The organism is Pseudomonas sp. NPDC089547 (assembly GCF_050280665.1).
Classification (GTDB): domain Bacteria; phylum Pseudomonadota; class Gammaproteobacteria; order Pseudomonadales; family Pseudomonadaceae; genus Aquipseudomonas.
Map to the genome: position 1 here is coordinate 1 of NZ_JBNNVS010000031.1, position 16,719 is coordinate 16,719.

The 16,719-nt window shown below is 65.1% G+C and carries 15 protein-coding genes; 8 read left to right on the forward strand and 7 right to left on the reverse strand.

Translation table 11 applies throughout. The features are described from left to right. The first annotated feature begins 132 nt into the window (after positions 1–132). Positions 133–852, forward strand: a complete 720-nt coding sequence (locus ACQKPZ_RS19610) for a 16S rRNA (uracil(1498)-N(3))-methyltransferase (protein ID WP_427541263.1) — start codon at positions 133–135, stop codon at positions 850–852. On the opposite strand, the gene trhA is transcribed toward ACQKPZ_RS19610, so the two are convergent. The 7 genes from trhA to ACQKPZ_RS19645 all read right to left on the reverse strand — a co-directional run bounded on the left by trhA (position 853) and on the right by ACQKPZ_RS19645 (position 10,487). Further along, a complete protein-coding gene (gene trhA / locus ACQKPZ_RS19615; protein WP_427541266.1) occupies positions 853–1,470 on the reverse strand; it encodes a PAQR family membrane homeostasis protein TrhA in 618 nt (205 codons plus the stop codon). It abuts the gene before it with no gap. A 139-nt stretch (positions 1,471–1,609) separates the two neighbouring features. Next, entirely contained in the window at positions 1,610–2,083 is a 474-nt protein-coding gene (locus tag ACQKPZ_RS19620; RefSeq protein WP_427541269.1) for a chemotaxis protein CheW, read from the reverse strand. Continuing rightward, entirely contained in the window at positions 2,076–7,025 is a 4,950-nt protein-coding gene (locus ACQKPZ_RS19625; protein ID WP_427541272.1) for an Hpt domain-containing protein, read from the reverse strand. Before ACQKPZ_RS19625 ends, ACQKPZ_RS19620 begins: the two co-directional genes overlap by 8 nt. A gap of 9 nt (positions 7,026–7,034) precedes the next feature. Then, positions 7,035–9,074, reverse strand: a complete 2,040-nt coding sequence (locus ACQKPZ_RS19630; protein WP_391126656.1) for a methyl-accepting chemotaxis protein — start codon at positions 9,072–9,074, stop codon at positions 7,035–7,037. Positions 9,075–9,121: 47 nt separating this feature from the next. Then, positions 9,122–9,676 (reverse strand): chemotaxis protein CheW, encoded by a 555-nt coding sequence (locus ACQKPZ_RS19635; protein WP_427541275.1) that lies wholly within the window; start codon positions 9,674–9,676, stop codon positions 9,122–9,124. Beyond that, positions 9,673–10,038, reverse strand: a complete 366-nt coding sequence (pilH, locus tag ACQKPZ_RS19640; protein WP_012274551.1) for a twitching motility response regulator PilH — start codon at positions 10,036–10,038, stop codon at positions 9,673–9,675. The genes ACQKPZ_RS19635 and pilH overlap by 4 nt, the downstream gene beginning before the upstream one ends. Before the next feature lie 47 nt (positions 10,039–10,085). After that, complete coding sequence (locus ACQKPZ_RS19645) at positions 10,086–10,487, reverse strand: response regulator (protein ID WP_391126270.1); 402 nt, start codon at positions 10,485–10,487, stop codon at positions 10,086–10,088. Between the two features lie 153 nt (positions 10,488–10,640). Here ACQKPZ_RS19645 and gshB point away from each other — a divergent pair, with 153 nt between their 5' ends. The 7 genes from gshB to ACQKPZ_RS19680 all read left to right on the forward strand — a co-directional run bounded on the left by gshB (position 10,641) and on the right by ACQKPZ_RS19680 (position 16,608). Then, a complete protein-coding gene (gshB, locus tag ACQKPZ_RS19650; protein ID WP_427541278.1) occupies positions 10,641–11,594 on the forward strand; it encodes a glutathione synthase in 954 nt (317 codons plus the stop codon). A 91-nt stretch (positions 11,595–11,685) separates the two neighbouring features. Then, positions 11,686–12,591: a TonB family protein gene (locus tag ACQKPZ_RS19655; protein ID WP_427541281.1), complete on the forward strand. Its 906-nt coding sequence runs from the start codon at positions 11,686–11,688 to the stop codon at positions 12,589–12,591. A gap of 169 nt (positions 12,592–12,760) precedes the next feature. Beyond that, positions 12,761–13,330, forward strand: coding sequence for a YqgE/AlgH family protein (locus tag ACQKPZ_RS19660; protein WP_427541284.1), 570 nt, complete (start codon positions 12,761–12,763; stop codon positions 13,328–13,330). After that, a complete protein-coding gene (gene ruvX / locus ACQKPZ_RS19665; protein ID WP_003249316.1) occupies positions 13,330–13,755 on the forward strand; it encodes a Holliday junction resolvase RuvX in 426 nt (141 codons plus the stop codon). Before ACQKPZ_RS19660 ends, ruvX begins: the two co-directional genes overlap by 1 nt. A gap of 49 nt (positions 13,756–13,804) precedes the next feature. Continuing rightward, positions 13,805–14,323 (forward strand): bifunctional pyr operon transcriptional regulator/uracil phosphoribosyltransferase PyrR, encoded by a 519-nt coding sequence (pyrR, locus tag ACQKPZ_RS19670; protein WP_427541287.1) that lies wholly within the window; start codon positions 13,805–13,807, stop codon positions 14,321–14,323. A 12-nt stretch (positions 14,324–14,335) separates the two neighbouring features. Continuing rightward, on the forward strand, positions 14,336–15,340 hold the full coding sequence (locus ACQKPZ_RS19675; protein ID WP_008099987.1) for an aspartate carbamoyltransferase catalytic subunit: 1,005 nt from the start codon (positions 14,336–14,338) through the stop codon (positions 15,338–15,340). Next, complete coding sequence (locus tag ACQKPZ_RS19680; protein WP_427541290.1) at positions 15,337–16,608, forward strand: dihydroorotase; 1,272 nt, start codon at positions 15,337–15,339, stop codon at positions 16,606–16,608. Before ACQKPZ_RS19675 ends, ACQKPZ_RS19680 begins: the two co-directional genes overlap by 4 nt. The last annotated feature ends 111 nt before the right edge of the window (positions 16,609–16,719 follow it).

Here is a 16,719-nt window from a genome sequence, read left to right on the forward strand (position 1 = left end):
GTCGCGAAAGGGCCGCACAGCGGCCCCGGCAATTTGTGCATCACCGCTGAAATCCTGGGGCTGCTGCGCAGCCCTTTCGCGACACAAGGCCGCTCCTACACAGGACGAGCCCCCTTTTCCAACGAGCACTCCATGAGACTGTCCCGCTTCTTCATCGACGCCCCCCTGAGCCTTGGCGAGCATGACCTGCCCGAAGCCCAGGCCCACTACATCGGCCGCGTACTGCGCATGGCCCCCGGCGCTGCCGTGCAGCTGTTCGACGGCAGCGGCCAGGAATACCTCGGCCAGTTGCTTGAAGTGGGCAAGAAAACCGTACGCGTGAGCCTCGACCAGGCCCTGCCAGGCCAGGCCGACTCCCCCCTGCACATCCACCTCGGCCAGGGCCTGTCCCGTGGCGAGCGCATGGACTGGGCGATCCAGAAGGCCACCGAACTGGGCACCAACGAAATCACCCCGATCGTCAGCGAACGCTGCGAAGTGCGCCTGAAAGACGAGCGCGCCGACAAGCGCCTGGCCCACTGGCGCCAGGTGGCTATCAGCGCTTGCGAACAATGTGGCCGCTCGACCCTGCCCGTCATCCACCCGCCAGTCACTCTGGCCGAATGGCTGGGCAGCACCAAGGCTGAACTGAAACTGGTGCTGCACCCGGTAGCCGAGCCGCTCACCAGCCACCAAAAGCCTGCCACCCTGGCCTTCCTCATCGGCCCCGAAGGCGGCCTGAGCGAGGCCGAAGTCGAACAGGCCAAGGCAGCCGGCTTCCATGCTGCACGCCTGGGCCCAAGGGTGCTGCGCACCGAGACAGCGCCAGTGGTTGCGCTGTCGGTGGCACAGCAACTGTGGGGCGACTTTTAGCTAACGCACATAGAACGAAACCGCCACGAAGTGCATGAGGCTGCCGGCAATCACAAACAAGTGCCAGATGCCGTGCCCGTGGCGCAAACGGCTGTCCAAGGCAAAGAAGATGATGCCCACGGTGTAGAACACCCCGCCGGCAGCCAGCCAGGCAAAGCCGGCGCCACCAAGTGACTGTAGCAACGGCTTGACCGCCACCAGCACGATCCAGCCCATCACCGCATAGATGATGATCGACAGGATTCGCGCCTCGGAGCGTGGCTTGATTTCTTGCAGCATGCCGATAACCGCCAACCCCCAGACCACACCGAACAGGCTCCAGCCCCAGGGGCCGCGCAGGCTGACCAGGCAGAATGGCGTGTAGCTGCCCGCGATCAACAGGTAGATCGACAGGTGATCGAGCTTGCGCATGATCACCTTCGCCCGCCCGCGCGTGCTGTGGTACAGGGTGGAGATGCTGTACAGCAACAACAGCGTGCTGCCGTAGATGGAGAAACTGACGATTTTCCAGGGGTCGCCTTGCAGGCCTGCGACCACGATCAGCCAGATGGCACCGATACAGGCCAGGACAGCACCAACCAGGTGGGTCCAGGCGTTGAAGCGTTCACCGTAATACATGCAAACACAGACCTCCTGAGGTGGGCTGGGTTCCTGATGTGATGCTTATGGCCTCTTCGCGGGCACGCCCGCTCCCACAGGTTATCCACTAGCCCTGTGGGAGCGGGCGTGCCCGCGAAAGGGCCCTGTGCCTTACATCCTACCCAAGCTCAGGTTGCAGTTCCGCGTCACGCACCAGCCTTTCCAGCCCGGCAAGGTCGGGCACTCGCGCCACCTGCTCGCCCACCTGCACCGCTGCCAGTTCCAGGCGCCCCAGCGCCACATCCACGTAATTGAGCTGGCTGTCGAGCTTGCACGAGCGCGGTATGTCCTGCAGCAACAGCGCCAGGTAACGCAGCCCGGTGTCGCCCAAGGCATTGAGCACCACAACCCGTGCCCGCTCGCCACACGGCGTTTCACCGCCACACGCCGCCTCGAAGCCAATCAACGGCAGGCGCTGCTGGCGCCAGTCGATCCAGCCTAAATGCCAGGCCGGCTCACCGTGCTGGCACACCAGGTTGCGCTGGCCACTCAACTCGGCCACCGCCACGTTGGGCAACACCAGCATACGGTCACCCAAAGGCAGCAACAGCCCGGTAAGGCTGCTGCGCTGGCCGAAAATCAGTTCAAGCATGGGTCTGGCTCCAGTGTGCAATGCTCTGCAGCAACAGCGACTCCTGATACGGCTTGCCCAGGTATTCGTTGACGCCGATGGCCATGGCGCGGTCGCGGTGCTTCTGCCCGGTGCGCGAGGTGATCATGATGATCGGCAGGTCTTTCAGCCGCTCGTCACGGCGAATGCGCGTGGCCACCTCAAAGCCGTCCATGCGTGGCATTTCGATGTCCAGCAGCAACACGTCGGGGCGGTGCTCTTCCAGCAGGGCCATGGCATCGACCCCGTCCTTGGCTGTCAGCACGCTCATGCCGTGGCGCTCCAGCAGGCGGCTGGTGACCTTGCGCACGGTCACCGAATCATCCACCACCATCACCAGCAATGCACGGCGCGGCGCCGGGCCGAGCAGCTGGCGCTGGCCACCGCCACCCGGCAAACGGGCCAGGCGCCGCTGCTGCCCGCGCAGCTGGCCAAGCAGATCGAGAATAAGCACCACCCGGCCATCGCCCAGCAGCGTCGCCCCCGACAGCCCTGCAACCGCAGCAAATTGCGGCCCCAGGCTCTTCACCACAATTTCGCGGCTGGGCGACAGGCTGTCGGCCTGAATGGCGAACGATTGCTCCTTGGCATGCACCAGCAGTACCGGCAACGGCACGCTCTGCCCCAACAGCGCAGGGCGCGGCAGGCCTTGCAGCAACTCGCCCAGGTAACGCAATTCGTATTCGTGGCCAGCGTAGACATAGCGCGGCGAATCCTGCTGGTAGCACGCCGCAAGCTCTGCCGGCGGCACTCGGACAATGCCCTCGATAGTGTTCAGCGGAATGGCGTACTGCTCTTCGCCCAGATGCACCATCAGCGCACGGTTGATCGATACGGTGAACGGCAGGCGGATCAAGAAGCGTGCGCCCTTGCCCTGGGCCGATTCGATGCTCATCGAGCCGCCCAGTTGCTTGACCTCTTCGTGCACCACATCCATACCCAGGCCACGCCCGGAAATCTGGGTGATCTTCTCGGCGGTGGAAAACCCCGGGCGCAGGATGAACTGCAGAATCTCGTGATCGCTCAGCTGCGCCTGAGGATCCAGCAGGCCACGCTTGATGGCCTTGCGCCGCACTGCTTCGAGGGGCACACCGGCACCGTCGTCGGTCATTTCGATGACGATATCGGCCCCTTCGTGCAGCAGGTTCAGGTGGATGGTGCCCTGCTCCGGCTTACCGGCAGCCAGGCGCGCTTCGCGGCTTTCCAGGCCATGGTCGACGGCGTTGCGCAGCATGTGCTCCAGCGGCGCCACCATGCGCTCCAGCACACTGCGGTCCAGTTCGCCTTCGGCGTTGCCGACTACCAGCTCCACCTGCTTGCCCAGCTCACTGGCCACTTGCCGCACTACGCGCTGCAAGCGTGGCACCAGCCGTTCGAAAGGCACCATCAGGGTGGCGGTCAGGCCTTCCTGCAATTGGCTGTTCACCCGCGCCTGCTGCTGCAGCAGGCTGTACGCCTCCTGAGCGCGCTGGGCCAGGGTTTCCTTCAGGTCGAGCAAGTCCGAGGCAGACTCGAACAAGGCACGTGAGAGCTGCTGCAGCTGGGAATGGCGGTCCATTTCCAGCGGGTCGAAGTCGTCATAGGCATCGCCTTCGAACTGCTGCCGGCTGGAGATTCGCCCTTGGGTCTCGATGTCCAGGCGCAGCAGCTGGTCGCGCATGCGCTCAAGGGTGGTTTCCATCTCGTTGAGGGTGAACTGTGCATCGTTGACTTGCTGCTCGATGCGCCCACGGATGATCGAGTGCTCGCCAGCCAGGTTGCCCAGGTCGTCGAGCAATTCGGCATCGACCTTGACCATGTCGCCTGGGGCCCGCTCCGGGGTTGCCGCCGGCGCTTCACTGGCGGCAGCTTCGACCGGCCCCTGGCCGGCAGCACTGTCGGTCAGTGCCGCACTGCTGAAGTTACGGATATAGTCGATGAGCGCCGTGGCGGCATGCAGTGGCTGCCCCAGGCGCACGGCATCGAGCATGTGCGCCAGGCGGTCGTGACAGTTCTGCAACAAGGCAAACAGTGGCGCGCTCGGCGGCAAACGGCCGGCCGCCAGCAGTTCGTAGAGAAACTCCAGTTCGTGGGCCAGGTCACCGATGGGGGCAATTTCAACCATGCGCGCCACGCCCTTGAGGGTGTGCAGGTCGCGCATCAGGTTGTCCACCTCGACACTGTTGCGCGGGTCGGCCTGCCATCGCGCCAGCGCCGAGGCGGCACTTTCGACAATGTCCGAGCTTTCTTCGAGGAACACTTCGAGCAGCTCTTCGCCGGGGCTTTCCGGCTCATCCGACAGCGGCTCGCCCGCCTCTGGCAGCAAAGGTTTGTGCGCCAGCCCAAGCCCGAGGGTATCCGTCAGGTCCATGTCCGGGTGCAACGGTGTGACCGAATCGATGCCTACCAGGCCAGTGGCCTCGGGCGCCAGGGCCTGGTCCAGCAGGTGGCGCAGGCTGTCGACCAGCTCCGGCCTTGGCGGGATGTCCTGCCCGGCCGCCACCTCGTCGAGCATGTCCAGCAGCGCTTCGTGGGCCCGCTGCACCAGGGCGAAAAAGCGCGCATCAGCGGGCAGGCTGCCCTCCTCCACGGCGCCATACAGGTCCAGCAAGGCCTCGCACACGTCATCCATCTGCCACAGGTCGGCCAGGTGCGCGGCGTGGCCCAGGGTGGTCAGTTGATCAAGCAGGGTATCCAGTGCGTCACGCTGGCCGGGCTGTTGCTGCCAGCGTGACAGCAATGACTCGGCATCCAGCAGGATGTCCATGGCCTGGGCCAGGAAGCTGGCGAGCAACTGCGGGTCGCGCTTGCTGCGCCGGGCATGCTGCGGGTCGTCATGCAGGTTGGCCAGGCGGGCGTCCACGGCCTGGCCGACCTGCTCGATCAGCTCCGCCGCACCGGGGATGGCGGCCAGCGGCGTGCTGTCGAGTTGCGCCAGGCCCAGGTGGAACAGCGAGCGTGCGGCTTCCAGCCATTCGATTTCGGCCATTTGCAGGGGCAACTGATGGCCCTTGTACTCACGAACCAAACGGTCGAAGGCAGTGGCCAGCTCGGCGACCGGCATCACCCCGGCCATGGCGGCACTGCCCTTGAGCGTGTGCAGGGCACGCTGCAAACCATCGCTGACCGGCGTTTCGCGGCCATCGGCACCCTGCAGGAACGCGTCGAGGCTGGCCAGGTGGCCTTGCGCCTCGCTGCGGAAAATATCCAGCAACTGCGGGTCGAGACCCTCGATATCAGCCGCAGCCGGTGCATCGTTTTCAGCCAAGGCATGCAGGTGCCCGGCCAGCTGTTCGATTTCGGTCAGTTGCGGCAACTGGCCGGCGGCAAAGTCAGCCAGCAAGTCGGGCAGATGGACGAACACCTGTTGCAGGGCCACGGCGCCTTCCGGGCTGAGCACGCTACGACCTTCCAGCACCCGGTTCAGCAGGTGTTCGGCGCCCCAGGCCAGTTCGGCCACAGCCTCCGCATGCACCATGCGGCCGCTGCCCTTGAGCGTATGCAGCGCACGGCGTACCTCCCCCAGCGCCTCGCGCTGCTGGTTGTCGGCACGCCAACGCAGCCAGTGGCGCTCGATTTCCGGTAGCAACTCGCCAGCTTCATCGAGGAACACCTCGCGTAGCTCGTCATCGATGCCATCGCCATTACTGTGCTGGCCTGCACTGGCATCTGCCTGCGTACAGTGCACGCCCAGCGCCGCCAGGCTTGCACGGGCCATGTCGATGAAAGGCTGGGCATCGGCCAACGGGTCGGCCACCCGCCATTGCAGGTAGCATTCAGCGGCACTCATGGCCTCGCCCAGGTGGGCCAGCTCTTGGGCGGGCGGCTCCGCGTCCGGGTGTTGCAACCAGCGCTGCACATAGTTCGCGCAGCCGGCAAACAGTTCAGCCACGGCGGGCAACATCAACATCGACATCGCCCCGCGCACCTGATGCAGCAGCCCTGGCAAGGGTTGCAGCCGCTGCCGCGGCCAATCGGACTCCAGGTAATCGCCGATCAGGTCCTTGGCCTGCTGTAGCACGTTCAGTGATTCGTTCAACACCAGCTGGCGGATCTCGGCCAGGTCCGAACCCGGCAGGCCGCCCTGGCCGTTCTCTTCCAGCGGGCCGACCATGCCGTTCAGCGATGCCTCCACGTACAGCAGGGCGCCCGCCACATCCATCAGCACCGCATCATCCACCGCCCGCTCGCCCTGAGCCAGGGCCTGCAGGGCCAGCACCTGGTCGATGATCACCCGCCGTGGCTGCTGGAAGCCCAACACAGCAAGGGTATCGGCCACATGGCGCAGCGGCGCCAGCAGGGCATCAAGCTGCTCGCTGTGCTGGCGATCGCCACGCACGAACTGGTCCAGGCGCTCCTTGATGCGCATCAGGTCGTCGCACAGTGCGGTCACCACCGAGCGCAGGGCATCGCGGCCCGGTCCGGCCTGCAATTGTTCGCGCCAGTTGCCCAGCGACAGGTCGAGATTGGCCAGGTCGTCCGAGCCGGCAAAGCGCTGCGCTGCGCCGCTGATCAGGCTGGCCTGGGCCAGCGGCTCCATGCCACGGCAGGCGCGCAACTGGTTGAGCAGAGGCAGCATGACCAAGGGCAGGTCGTGGCGGGCGCCGCGCAAGCGCTCCAGGTACGAGGGCAACTGCTCCAGACCACGGAACAACGCCCCCAGGCAGTCACCCCGCGGGCTTACCTGGCCGTCGGCCAGGGCCCTGGCGAACAGTTCCAGTTCTTCAGCCAGGCGCGTTGCACCCCGCAGCTCGAGCATGCGCAGGCACCCATGCACCTGGTGCAGGTTGTCGACCACAAATGCCAGTATCGACAGGTCGCCAGGCTCACCGGCAAAGCGCTCCAGCGCCTGGCGTGCCTGGCCCAGGCAGTCGAGGATGGCCGCCTTGGTCCAGGCCAGCGCCACCGTGTCGTGGCGCTCGGGGCTTACAGCAGCAGAAGCCATGGGCACTCCTCAGCGCGGCGTTTCAGTTGGGCTTTGCGCAGGTGGCGGCAGGGTGAAACCAGACACCGAACGGCGCATTTCGCTGGCCATGCGCGCCAGGTGGCGGATGCTGTCGGCGGTGGCGCCGGAGCCGGCAGAGGTTTGCGCGGTAATCTGCTGGATCACTGCCATGGTGTGGGAAATCTGCCCTGCCGAGGAAGTCTGCAACTGGGCAGCATCAGAAATGCTGTGGATCAGGTCGGCCAGGTTCTGCGATACCCCTTCGATCTCGGCCAGCGCCACCCCGGCATCCTGGGCCAGGCGGGCGCCGCGCACCACTTCGGCAGTGGTCTGCTCCATGGAGATCACCGCCTCGTTGGTGTCGGCCTGGATGGTACGCACCAGCGCCTCGATCTGACGGGTTGCCGAGGACGAGCGTTCAGCCAGGCGCTGCACCTCGTCGGCGACCACGGCAAAACCACGGCCGGCCTCACCGGCCAGCGACGCCTGGATTGCCGCGTTGAGGGCAAGAATGTTGGTTTGGTCGGCAATGTCGTCGATCAGGCTGACGATGTCGCCGATTTCCTGGGAAGACTCGCCCAAACGTTTGATCCGTTTGGCCGTGTCCTGGATCTGCTCGCGAATGTTGTCCATGCCATTGATGGTGTTGTGCACCACCTCGTTACCCTTGTTGGCGATGGCCACCGAGCGTTCGGCCACCTTGGCCGATTCGTAGGCATGCGCAGAAACCCGGTCGATCGACTCGACCATGTCGCCGACCGCTTCAGAAGCCTCGCTGATCTGCTCGGCCTGGTGCTCGGAGGCCTTGGCCAGCTGACGCGCCGTATTCTGGGTGTCCTGCACGGCAGCGGCGACTTGCACGGCGCTGTGGTTGATGGTGGCAACCAGGTCGCGCAGCTGGTCTACGGAATAGTTGATCGAATCAGCAATGGCGCCGGTAAAGTCTTCGGTCACCGATACGGTCACGGTCAGGTCGCCATCGGCCAGCTCTTCGATTTCGTCCAGCAGGCGCATGATCGCCTGCTGGTTGCGTTCGTTCTTTTCTGCCGTTTCACGCAATTGACGGTTGGTGGTGCGCACCATGACCAAACCGATCAGGATGATCGAGGCCAGCGCCAGCAGGCCCAGCGCGTAGCCGCCAACGGTATCGAGGGTGCGCCCGCCGGCCAGGTTCTCGAAGCCGTTGGCCAGGTGCGAGGCCTCGTCCAGCAGGGTCTGCGACAGGCTGAAGATATTGCCCGCAGCTTCACGCACACGGAACAGCTCGGGCGAAGTCTCGAGGATTTCGTCCACGGAGCCGGCCACGAACTGGAACAATTCGGCAATTTCGGCCAGACGAGCGCGGGCGTCGGCATCTTCGACGCGGGTTACCTGGATGGCCGAGTTACCACTGAGCATGCCTTCCAGCACCTGGCCAAAGCGCCCGGCATCGCGGCCAAAGGCATCGGCTGCCTGCGCCGCACTGTCGTCACCGGCCAGCACGGTGTTGACCGACCCCAGGATGCGTTCGGCCAGCAACAACTGGCGCTGGGCCACTGCCACCTGGTTGGCCGGAGCGCCGCTTTGCAGCAGGATTTCGACCACTTTTTCGTATTCCACCTGCAGCTGGGGCACCGTTTCAGCCAGCGTCGCCGCCACCTGGTGCAGCGACAGCACGGTCTGCTCGCTGGCCAGAATGGTGTCGGTGTTCTTGCGCAGGTTTTCCCAGTCGCGGCGTACCGCTTCCATCTCGTCACGCACGGTGGGCGGCGCAGCCGGCAACCCGGTGGACTTGTCACCTTGGCGCAGGTAGCCCCAGCGCCGCTCGAAATCGTTGCGCGCATCCGACAGCAGCTTGAAGGCCAGGGCCTTGCCGGCAGCGGCTTCGGTGGCGTTCTTGGCGATACGTTGCGAGAGCACGCGCAGCTCGCCGGCGTGGCCGATGTACTGCTTGTCGTAGTTGGACTGGGTGTTCAAGTAGGCGAAATTGGCGAACAGCAGGATGATCGACAAGATCAGGATCAGAAACAGCACGGTGATCTGCGCGATGCTGCGGGTACGTGGTGTCACGGTGGTGGCAGTGACGGGGGTAGCAGGCTTGTTCACGTTCGCAGGTCCTATAACGCCACATCGAGAAAGCCCGGCGCCTGGGCCAGGGCGAAGGGGCTGAAGATCGCCCAGTTGCGTTCCCGCGGGAAATGCCCTTGCACAAAACGTGCGGCGGCGCGGATCAGTGGCTGCGGTGGCGACAGTTGCAGGCTGTCCAGGGCAAAGTGCTGAAGGCCCAGTACCTCGTCCACCAGCAGGCCGACGAACAGGTCGTCGTGGTCCAGCACCAGCACCCGTCTTTGTTTACCCGGGGCGGCGTGGCCCAGGCCGAAAAAGCTGCTCAGGTCCATTACCGGCAATAGCCGGCCACGCAGGTTGGCCACCCCGCAGACCCACGGCTGCACACCGGGTACGCGGCTGCTGCGTGGCTCACGCAATACCTCGGCCACTTCGCCCATGGGCGCGACGAACCACTGCCCGGCAACACGAAAACCGATGCCGCTCCACTGTTGCAGGCGGTTGTCCTGCGGGGGCTGGTCGGCGACCAGCAGGCGGCAGCGCCGGTCGATGTCCAGCAACAACTCGAAGGCGGTCAGCGACGCGCCTTGCGGGCGGGTGGTCAAGCCCCCAGCACTTCTTTGAGCTTGGCGATCAGCGCGTCTTCTTCCACCGGTTTGGTCAGGAAGTCACGGGCGCCCTGGCGCGTGGCCCAGATGCGGTCGGTTTCCTGATCCTTGGTGGTGACCACGATCACGGGGATGGCACTGGTTTCCGGGTCCTTGCTGAGCTGGCGGGTAGCCTGGAAGCCGTTCATGCCAGGCATGACGATGTCCATCAGCACCGCGTCGGGCTTGTCCTGCCGGGCCAGGGCCACGCCATCGGCACCGTTGCTGGCCTTGAGCACCTGGTAGCCGTGCTTTTCCAGCCACTCGGTCAAACGGTACATCTCTGTCGGCGAGTCGTCGACAATCAGAACTCGGGCCATGCTGTTTCCCCATCAGGAAAGTAAGACCGTGCCATGGCGGGGCGCAGTCAGGGTGCGGGTTGATAGTTTGCGGCAAAACCGGGCACGTGGGCGCGGATCGCGTCGAGCAGTTCTTCCTTGCTGAACGGCTTGGTCAGGAACTGATCAGAGCCGACCACCCGGCCGCGGGCCTTGTCGAACAGGCCGTCGCGCGACGACAGCAGGATCACCGGGGTGTCCTTGAAGGCACTGTTGTGCTTGATCACGGCGCAGGTCTGGTAGCCGTCCAGGCGCGGCATCAGCACATCGACGAAGATGATGCTGGGCTGGTGGTCGACGATCTTGGCCAAGGCATCGAAGCCATCGCTGGCAGTGATCACCTCGCAGCCCGCTTCACCGAGCAGCATCTGCGCGGTGCGGCGGATCGTGCGGGAATCGTCGATCACCATCACCTTCAGGGGTTGTTCCATAGACGCCTACCAATGGAAATTAGCTGCATTTTTAGCACACTCCGGGTGGCCATTCCATCTGCGCCGCCCCTTGACCGGCGGCGTTTGCGGCGCCACCCTGAGCCACTTTTCTTTCGAGCCATCGCGGCACCTGCCGCCAAGAGGAACCACCCCATGAGCGTTCGCCTCGGCATTGTCATGGACCCCATCGCGTCCATCTCCTACAAGAAGGACAGTTCGCTGGCCATGCTGCTGGCCGCCCAGGCACGCGGCTGGAGCCTGTTCTACATGGAACAGCAAGACCTGTATCAGGGCGAAAGCAAGGCCCGCGCCCGCATGCGCCCGCTGAAGGTGTTTGCCGACCCGGCGCACTGGTACGAACTGGGCGAGGAGCAGGACAGCCCGCTGGCTGAACTGGACGTGATCCTGATGCGCAAGGATCCGCCCTTCGACATGGAGTTCGTCTACAGCACCTACCTGCTGGAGCAGGCCGAAAATGATGGCGTGCTGGTGGTCAATCGCCCGCAGAGCCTGCGCGACTGCAACGAAAAGATGTTCGCCACGCTATTCCCGCAGTGCACCACGCCGACGCTGGTCAGCCGCCGCCCGGACATCATTCGTGAATTTGCGGCCAAGCATGTCGACGTGATCCTCAAGCCGCTGGATGGCATGGGCGGCACGTCGATTTTCCGTCACCGGGCCGGCGACCCCAACCTGTCGGTGATTCTGGAAACCCTGACCGCTCTGGGCACTCAGCAGATCATGGCCCAGGCCTACCTGCCGGCAATCAAGGACGGCGACAAGCGTATCCTGATGATCGACGGCGAGCCGGTGGACTACTGCCTGGCGCGCATACCGGCCAGCGGCGAGACCCGTGGCAACCTGGCTGCTGGCGGCCGTGGCGAAGCACGCCCATTGACCGACCGCGACCGCTGGATCGCCGCCCAGGTCGGCCCGACCCTGCGCGAAAAGGGGCTGTTGTTCGTGGGCCTGGACGTGATCGGCGACTACCTCACCGAAATCAACGTCACCAGCCCTACCTGCATCCGCGAGATCGATGCCGCCTACAACACCGATATCGGTGGCAAGCTGATGGATGCCATTGATCGCAAGCTGAAGGCGCGCTGACAGCCAACGCGAAGCAAAACCGTAGAGTGGGGTATGATGCCGGTCCTATTCGACTGAGCTGCTGCCCCGCCCTGCGGTTGCTGGATACCTGATGACGCTGCCCGCTGACATCCCCGCCGACCTGCTGCCTCCCCGTGTTCGCCCGGTGGACCGGCTCGGCTTTACCCTGTTCCTGGCTGCCCTGGTGCACCTGGCGCTTATCCTTGGCGTCGGCTTCAGCGTGGTCAAGCCCGCCGAAATCCGCCACACCATGGACATCACCCTGGCCACCTTCAAAAGCGAGAAGCCGCCGGAGAAGGCCGATTTCCAGGCCCAGGACAACCAGCAGGGCAGCGGCACCCTGGACAAGAAAGCGGTGCCCACCACTACCGAGCTGGCACCGTTCCAGGACAGCAAGATCAACAAGATCACCCCACCGCCTGCGGCCAGGCCCGAGGTAGTGCCACCCCCTGCCCCACAAAAGTCGGCGGTGGTGACCACGGCGCCCAAGGCGCAGAAGGTCGAGCCCAAGCCCAAGGAAAGCAAGGCGCAGCCCAAGCCGGCAGCGCCCGCGCCAGACTTCGACAGCTCGCAGCTGTCGAGCCAGATCGCCAGCCTGGAGGCGGAGCTGTCCAACGAACAGCAGATGTACGCCAAGCGCCCGCGCATCCACCGCCTGAACGCCGCTTCGACCATGCGCGACAAAGGCGCCTGGTACAAGGAAGAGTGGCGCAAGAAGGTCGAGCGGGTGGGTAACCTGAACTACCCCGACGAAGCGCGTCGGCAACAGATTTACGGCAATTTGCGGATGATGGTGTCGATCAACCGCGATGGTTCGCTGTATGAAGTGCTGGTGCTGGAGTCGTCCGGGCAGCCAGTGCTGGATCAGGCGGCACAACGCATCGTAAGGCTGGCGGCGCCGTTTGCACCGTTTACCGGGGACCTGGCCGAGTTTGACCGGCTGGAGATCATTCGCACCTGGCGCTTTGCCCGTGGCGACCGTTTGTCCAGTAACTGATTTACTGGCTTCACCAGCCCTTTCGCGGGCACGCCCGCTCCCACAGGATCTACACCGGATCGGAAACTCGTGCAGAACCTGTGGGAGCGGGCGTGCCCGCGAAGAGGCCGGCACAAGCGACACAAAGCGGACCTTGTCAGCCCCGCCACCTGGCGCCACACTATCCCCCATGAAAACCCTCGCCCCGAGCTACCTCAAGCACCAGTTCCTGATCGCCATGCCGCACATGGCTGATCCGAACTTCGCCCAGACCCTCACGTACATCGTCGAGCACAATGAGCATGGCGCCATGGGCCTGGTGGTCAACCGGCCGCAGGAGCTGAGCCTGGCCGACATCCTCGAGCAGCTGCGCCCGGATGAAACGCCACCGCCCGGCACCTTGCAGGTGCCGATCTACCAGGGTGGCCCGGTGCAGACCGACCGCGGCTTCGTGCTGCACAGCAGCGAGTGCAGCTTCCAGGCCACCGTGGCACTCGAAGGGCTGTCGCTGACTACGTCCCAGGACATCCTGCTTGCCATTGCTGCCGGGGTAGGCCCTAAACAAAGCCTGATCACGCTGGGTTATGCCGGCTGGGAAGCAGGCCAACTGGAGGCCGAGCTGGCCGACAACGCCTGGCTGAATTCCCCGTTCGACCCGGAAATCATCTTTGGCCTGGCCAGCGACCTGCGCCTGGACGCGGCCGCCGCCAGCCTGGGCATCAACCTGAGCCTGCTCACCAGCCAGGCGGGCCACGCCTGATGGCTGAACTTCGCCTACTGCTGGGTTTTGACTACGGCAGCAAACAGATCGGTGTGGCCGTTGGCCAGGTGATCACCGGCCAGGCCCGCGAACTGTGCACCCTGAAGGCACAGAACGGGGTACCGGACTGGGCCCAGGTTGAAAAACTGATTGCCGAATGGAAGCCCGACGCCATCGTCGTCGGCCTGCCGCTGAACATGGACGGCACACCCAGCGAAATGAGCGCCCGCGCCGAAAAGTTCGCCCGCCGCCTGAATGGCCGCTTCAACCTGCCCGTGCATACCCACGATGAACGCCTGACCACCTTCGAGGCCAAAGGCGAGCGCATGGCCCGTGGCGGCCAGCGCGGCAGCTACCGTGACAACCCGGTCGACGCCATTGCCGCCGCCTTGTTGCTGCAAGGCTGGCTGGAGGCCAATACCTGATCATCTCTGCCGCCGGGCCCGCCCGGCGCACCCTTCCGAGGAGCCCGCAATGAGCCTACCCAATCCCGCCGAGCTGGTTCGGCAGATGGCTGTCGACCTTCGCGCCCACCTGGCACGCCGGGCAATCACCGAGCCCCGTTACATCGGTATCCGCACGGGCGGTGTCTGGGTTGCCCAGGCCCTGCAGGAAGCCATGGGCGACACCAGCCCCATGGGCACCCTGGATGTTTCGTTCTACCGCGATGACTTCAGCCAGAACGGCCTGCACCCGCAAGTGCGCCCGTCCGAGCTGCCATTCGAAGTGGAAGGCCAGCACCTGGTGCTGGTGGATGACGTGCTGATGAGCGGTCGCACCATTCGCGCGGCGCTCAACGAACTGTTCGATTACGGCCGCCCGGCCAGCGTCACCCTGGTCTGCCTGCTGGACCTGGATGCCGGCGAATTGCCGATCCGCCCGAATGTGCTGGGCGCCACCCTGTCGCTGGCGGCCCATGAACGGGTAAAATTGACCGGACCCGCACCGCTCGCCCTCGAGCGCCAGGACCTCGCCTCCGCTTCCGCCCTTTAAGAGTCCCTCGCGATGACGCCAATCGACGCCAAGCGCCCGCTGCAGCTCAATGATCAGGGCCAGCTGCGCCACTTCCTCTCGCTCGACGGTTTGCCCCGCGAACTGCTCACCGAGATCCTCGACACCGCCGACTCCTTCCTGGAAGTCGGTGCCCGGGCCGTGAAAAAAGTCCCGTTGCTGCGCGGCAAGACCGTGTGCAACGTGTTCTTCGAGAACTCCACCCGTACCCGTACCACCTTCGAACTGGCCGCCCAGCGCCTGTCGGCTGACGTGATCAGCCTGAACGTGTCGACCTCCTCGACCAGCAAGGGCGAGACCCTGTTCGACACGCTGCGCAACCTCGAAGCCATGGCCGCCGACATGTTCGTGGTGCGCCACTCCGACTCCGGCGCCGCACACTTCATCGCCGAGCACGTGTGCCCGGACGTTGCCGTGATCAACGGCGGTGACGGCCGCCACGCGCACCCGACCCAGGGCATGCTCGACATGCTCACCATCCGCCGCCACAAGGGCAGCTTCGAAAACCTGTCGGTGGCCATCGTCGGTGACATCCTGCACTCACGCGTGGCCCGCTCCGACATGCTGGCGCTCAAGGCACTGGGCTGCCCGGACATCCGCGTGATCGGCCCGAAAACCCTGATCCCGATCGGCATCGAGCAGTACGGCGTGAAGGTCTACACCGACCTTGCCGAAGGCCTGAAAGACGTCGACGTGGTGATCATGCTGCGCCTGCAGCGCGAGCGCATGGCCGGCGGCCTGCTGCCCAGCGAGGGCGAGTTCTACCGCCTGTTCGGCCTGACCACCGCACGCCTGGCCGGGGCCAAGCCCGATGCCATCGTCATGCACCCGGGCCCGATCAACCGGGGCGTGGAAATCGAGTCGGCCGTGGCTGATGGCAAGCACTCGGTGATCCTCAACCAGGTCACCTACGGCATCGCCGTGCGCATGGCCGTGCTGTCCATGGCCATGAGCGGGCAGAACGCGCAACGTCAATTCGACCAGGAGAACGCCCAGTGACCATCAGTATTCTCGGCGCCCGGGTCATCGACCCCAAGACTGGCCTGGATCAGGTGACCGACCTGCACCTGGACGGCGGCCGCATTGCCGCCATCGGCGCCGCCCCGGCCGGCTTCAGCGCCAGCCGCACGATCCAGGCCGATGGCCTGGTCGCCGCACCGGGCCTGGTCGACCTTGGCGTGTCCCTGCGCGAACCGGGTTACAGCCGCAAAGGCAACATCGCCAGCGAAACCCGCGCAGCCGTGGCGGGTGGTGTCACCAGCCTGTGCTGCCCGCCGCAGACCAAACCGGTGCTGGATACCTCGGCCGTGGCCGAGCTGATCCTGGACCGCGCCCGCGAAGCGGCCAACAGCAAGGTCTACCCTATCGGCGCCCTGACCAAGGGCCTGGAAGGCGAGCAGCTGGCCGAGCTGGTGGCCCTGCGTGACACCGGTTGCGTGGCCTTCGGCAACGGCCTGAAGGAAATCCCCAATAACCGTACCCTGGCCCGCGCCCTGGAGTACGCCGCTACCTTCGACCTGACCGTGGTGTTCCACTCCCAGGACCGCGACCTGGCCCACGGCGGCTTGGCCCACGAAGGCGCCATGGCCAGCTTCCTCGGCCTGCCGGGCATTCCGGAAAGCGCCGAAACCGTGGCCCTGGCGCGCAACCTGCTGCTGGTCGAGCAGAGCGGTGTGCGTGCGCATTTCAGCCAGATCACCAGCGCCCGTGGCGCACGGCTGATCGCCCAGGCGCAGGCGCTTGGCCTGCCGGTAACCGCTGACGTGGCGCTGTACCAGCTGATTCTCACCGATGAGTCGCTGCGCGAGTTCTCCAGCCTGTATCACGTGCAGCCGCCGCTACGCACTGCAGCGGACCGTGACGGCCTGCGCGAGGCGGTGAAGACGGGGGTGATCCAGGCGATTTCCAGCCACCACCAGCCGCACGAGCGCGATGCCAAGCTGGCACCGTTCGGTGCTACCGAGCCGGGCATCAGCAGTGTCGAGCTGTTGCTGCCACTGGCCATGACCCTGGTGCAAGACGGCCTGCTCGACCTGCCAACCTTGCTGGCCCGCCTGAGCAGCGGCCCGGCGGCTGCACTGCGCCTGCCGGCTGGTGAGTTGAAGGTAGGTGGCGCGGCCGACCTGGTGCTGTTCGACCCGCAAGCTTCCACCGTTGCTGGCGAGCAATGGTTCTCGCGTGGCGAGAACTGCCCGTTCATCGGCCACTGCCTGCCGGGTGCGGTGCGTTATACCTTGGTCGATGGGCATGTTTGCCACGAGGCCTGACAAAACGCACACCTGCTTTGTGTAGGAGCGGCCTTGTGTCGCGATCGGGCCGCGCAGCGGCCCCAGGATTCTGCATCATGCATGAATTGCCGGGGCCGCTTTGCGGCCCTT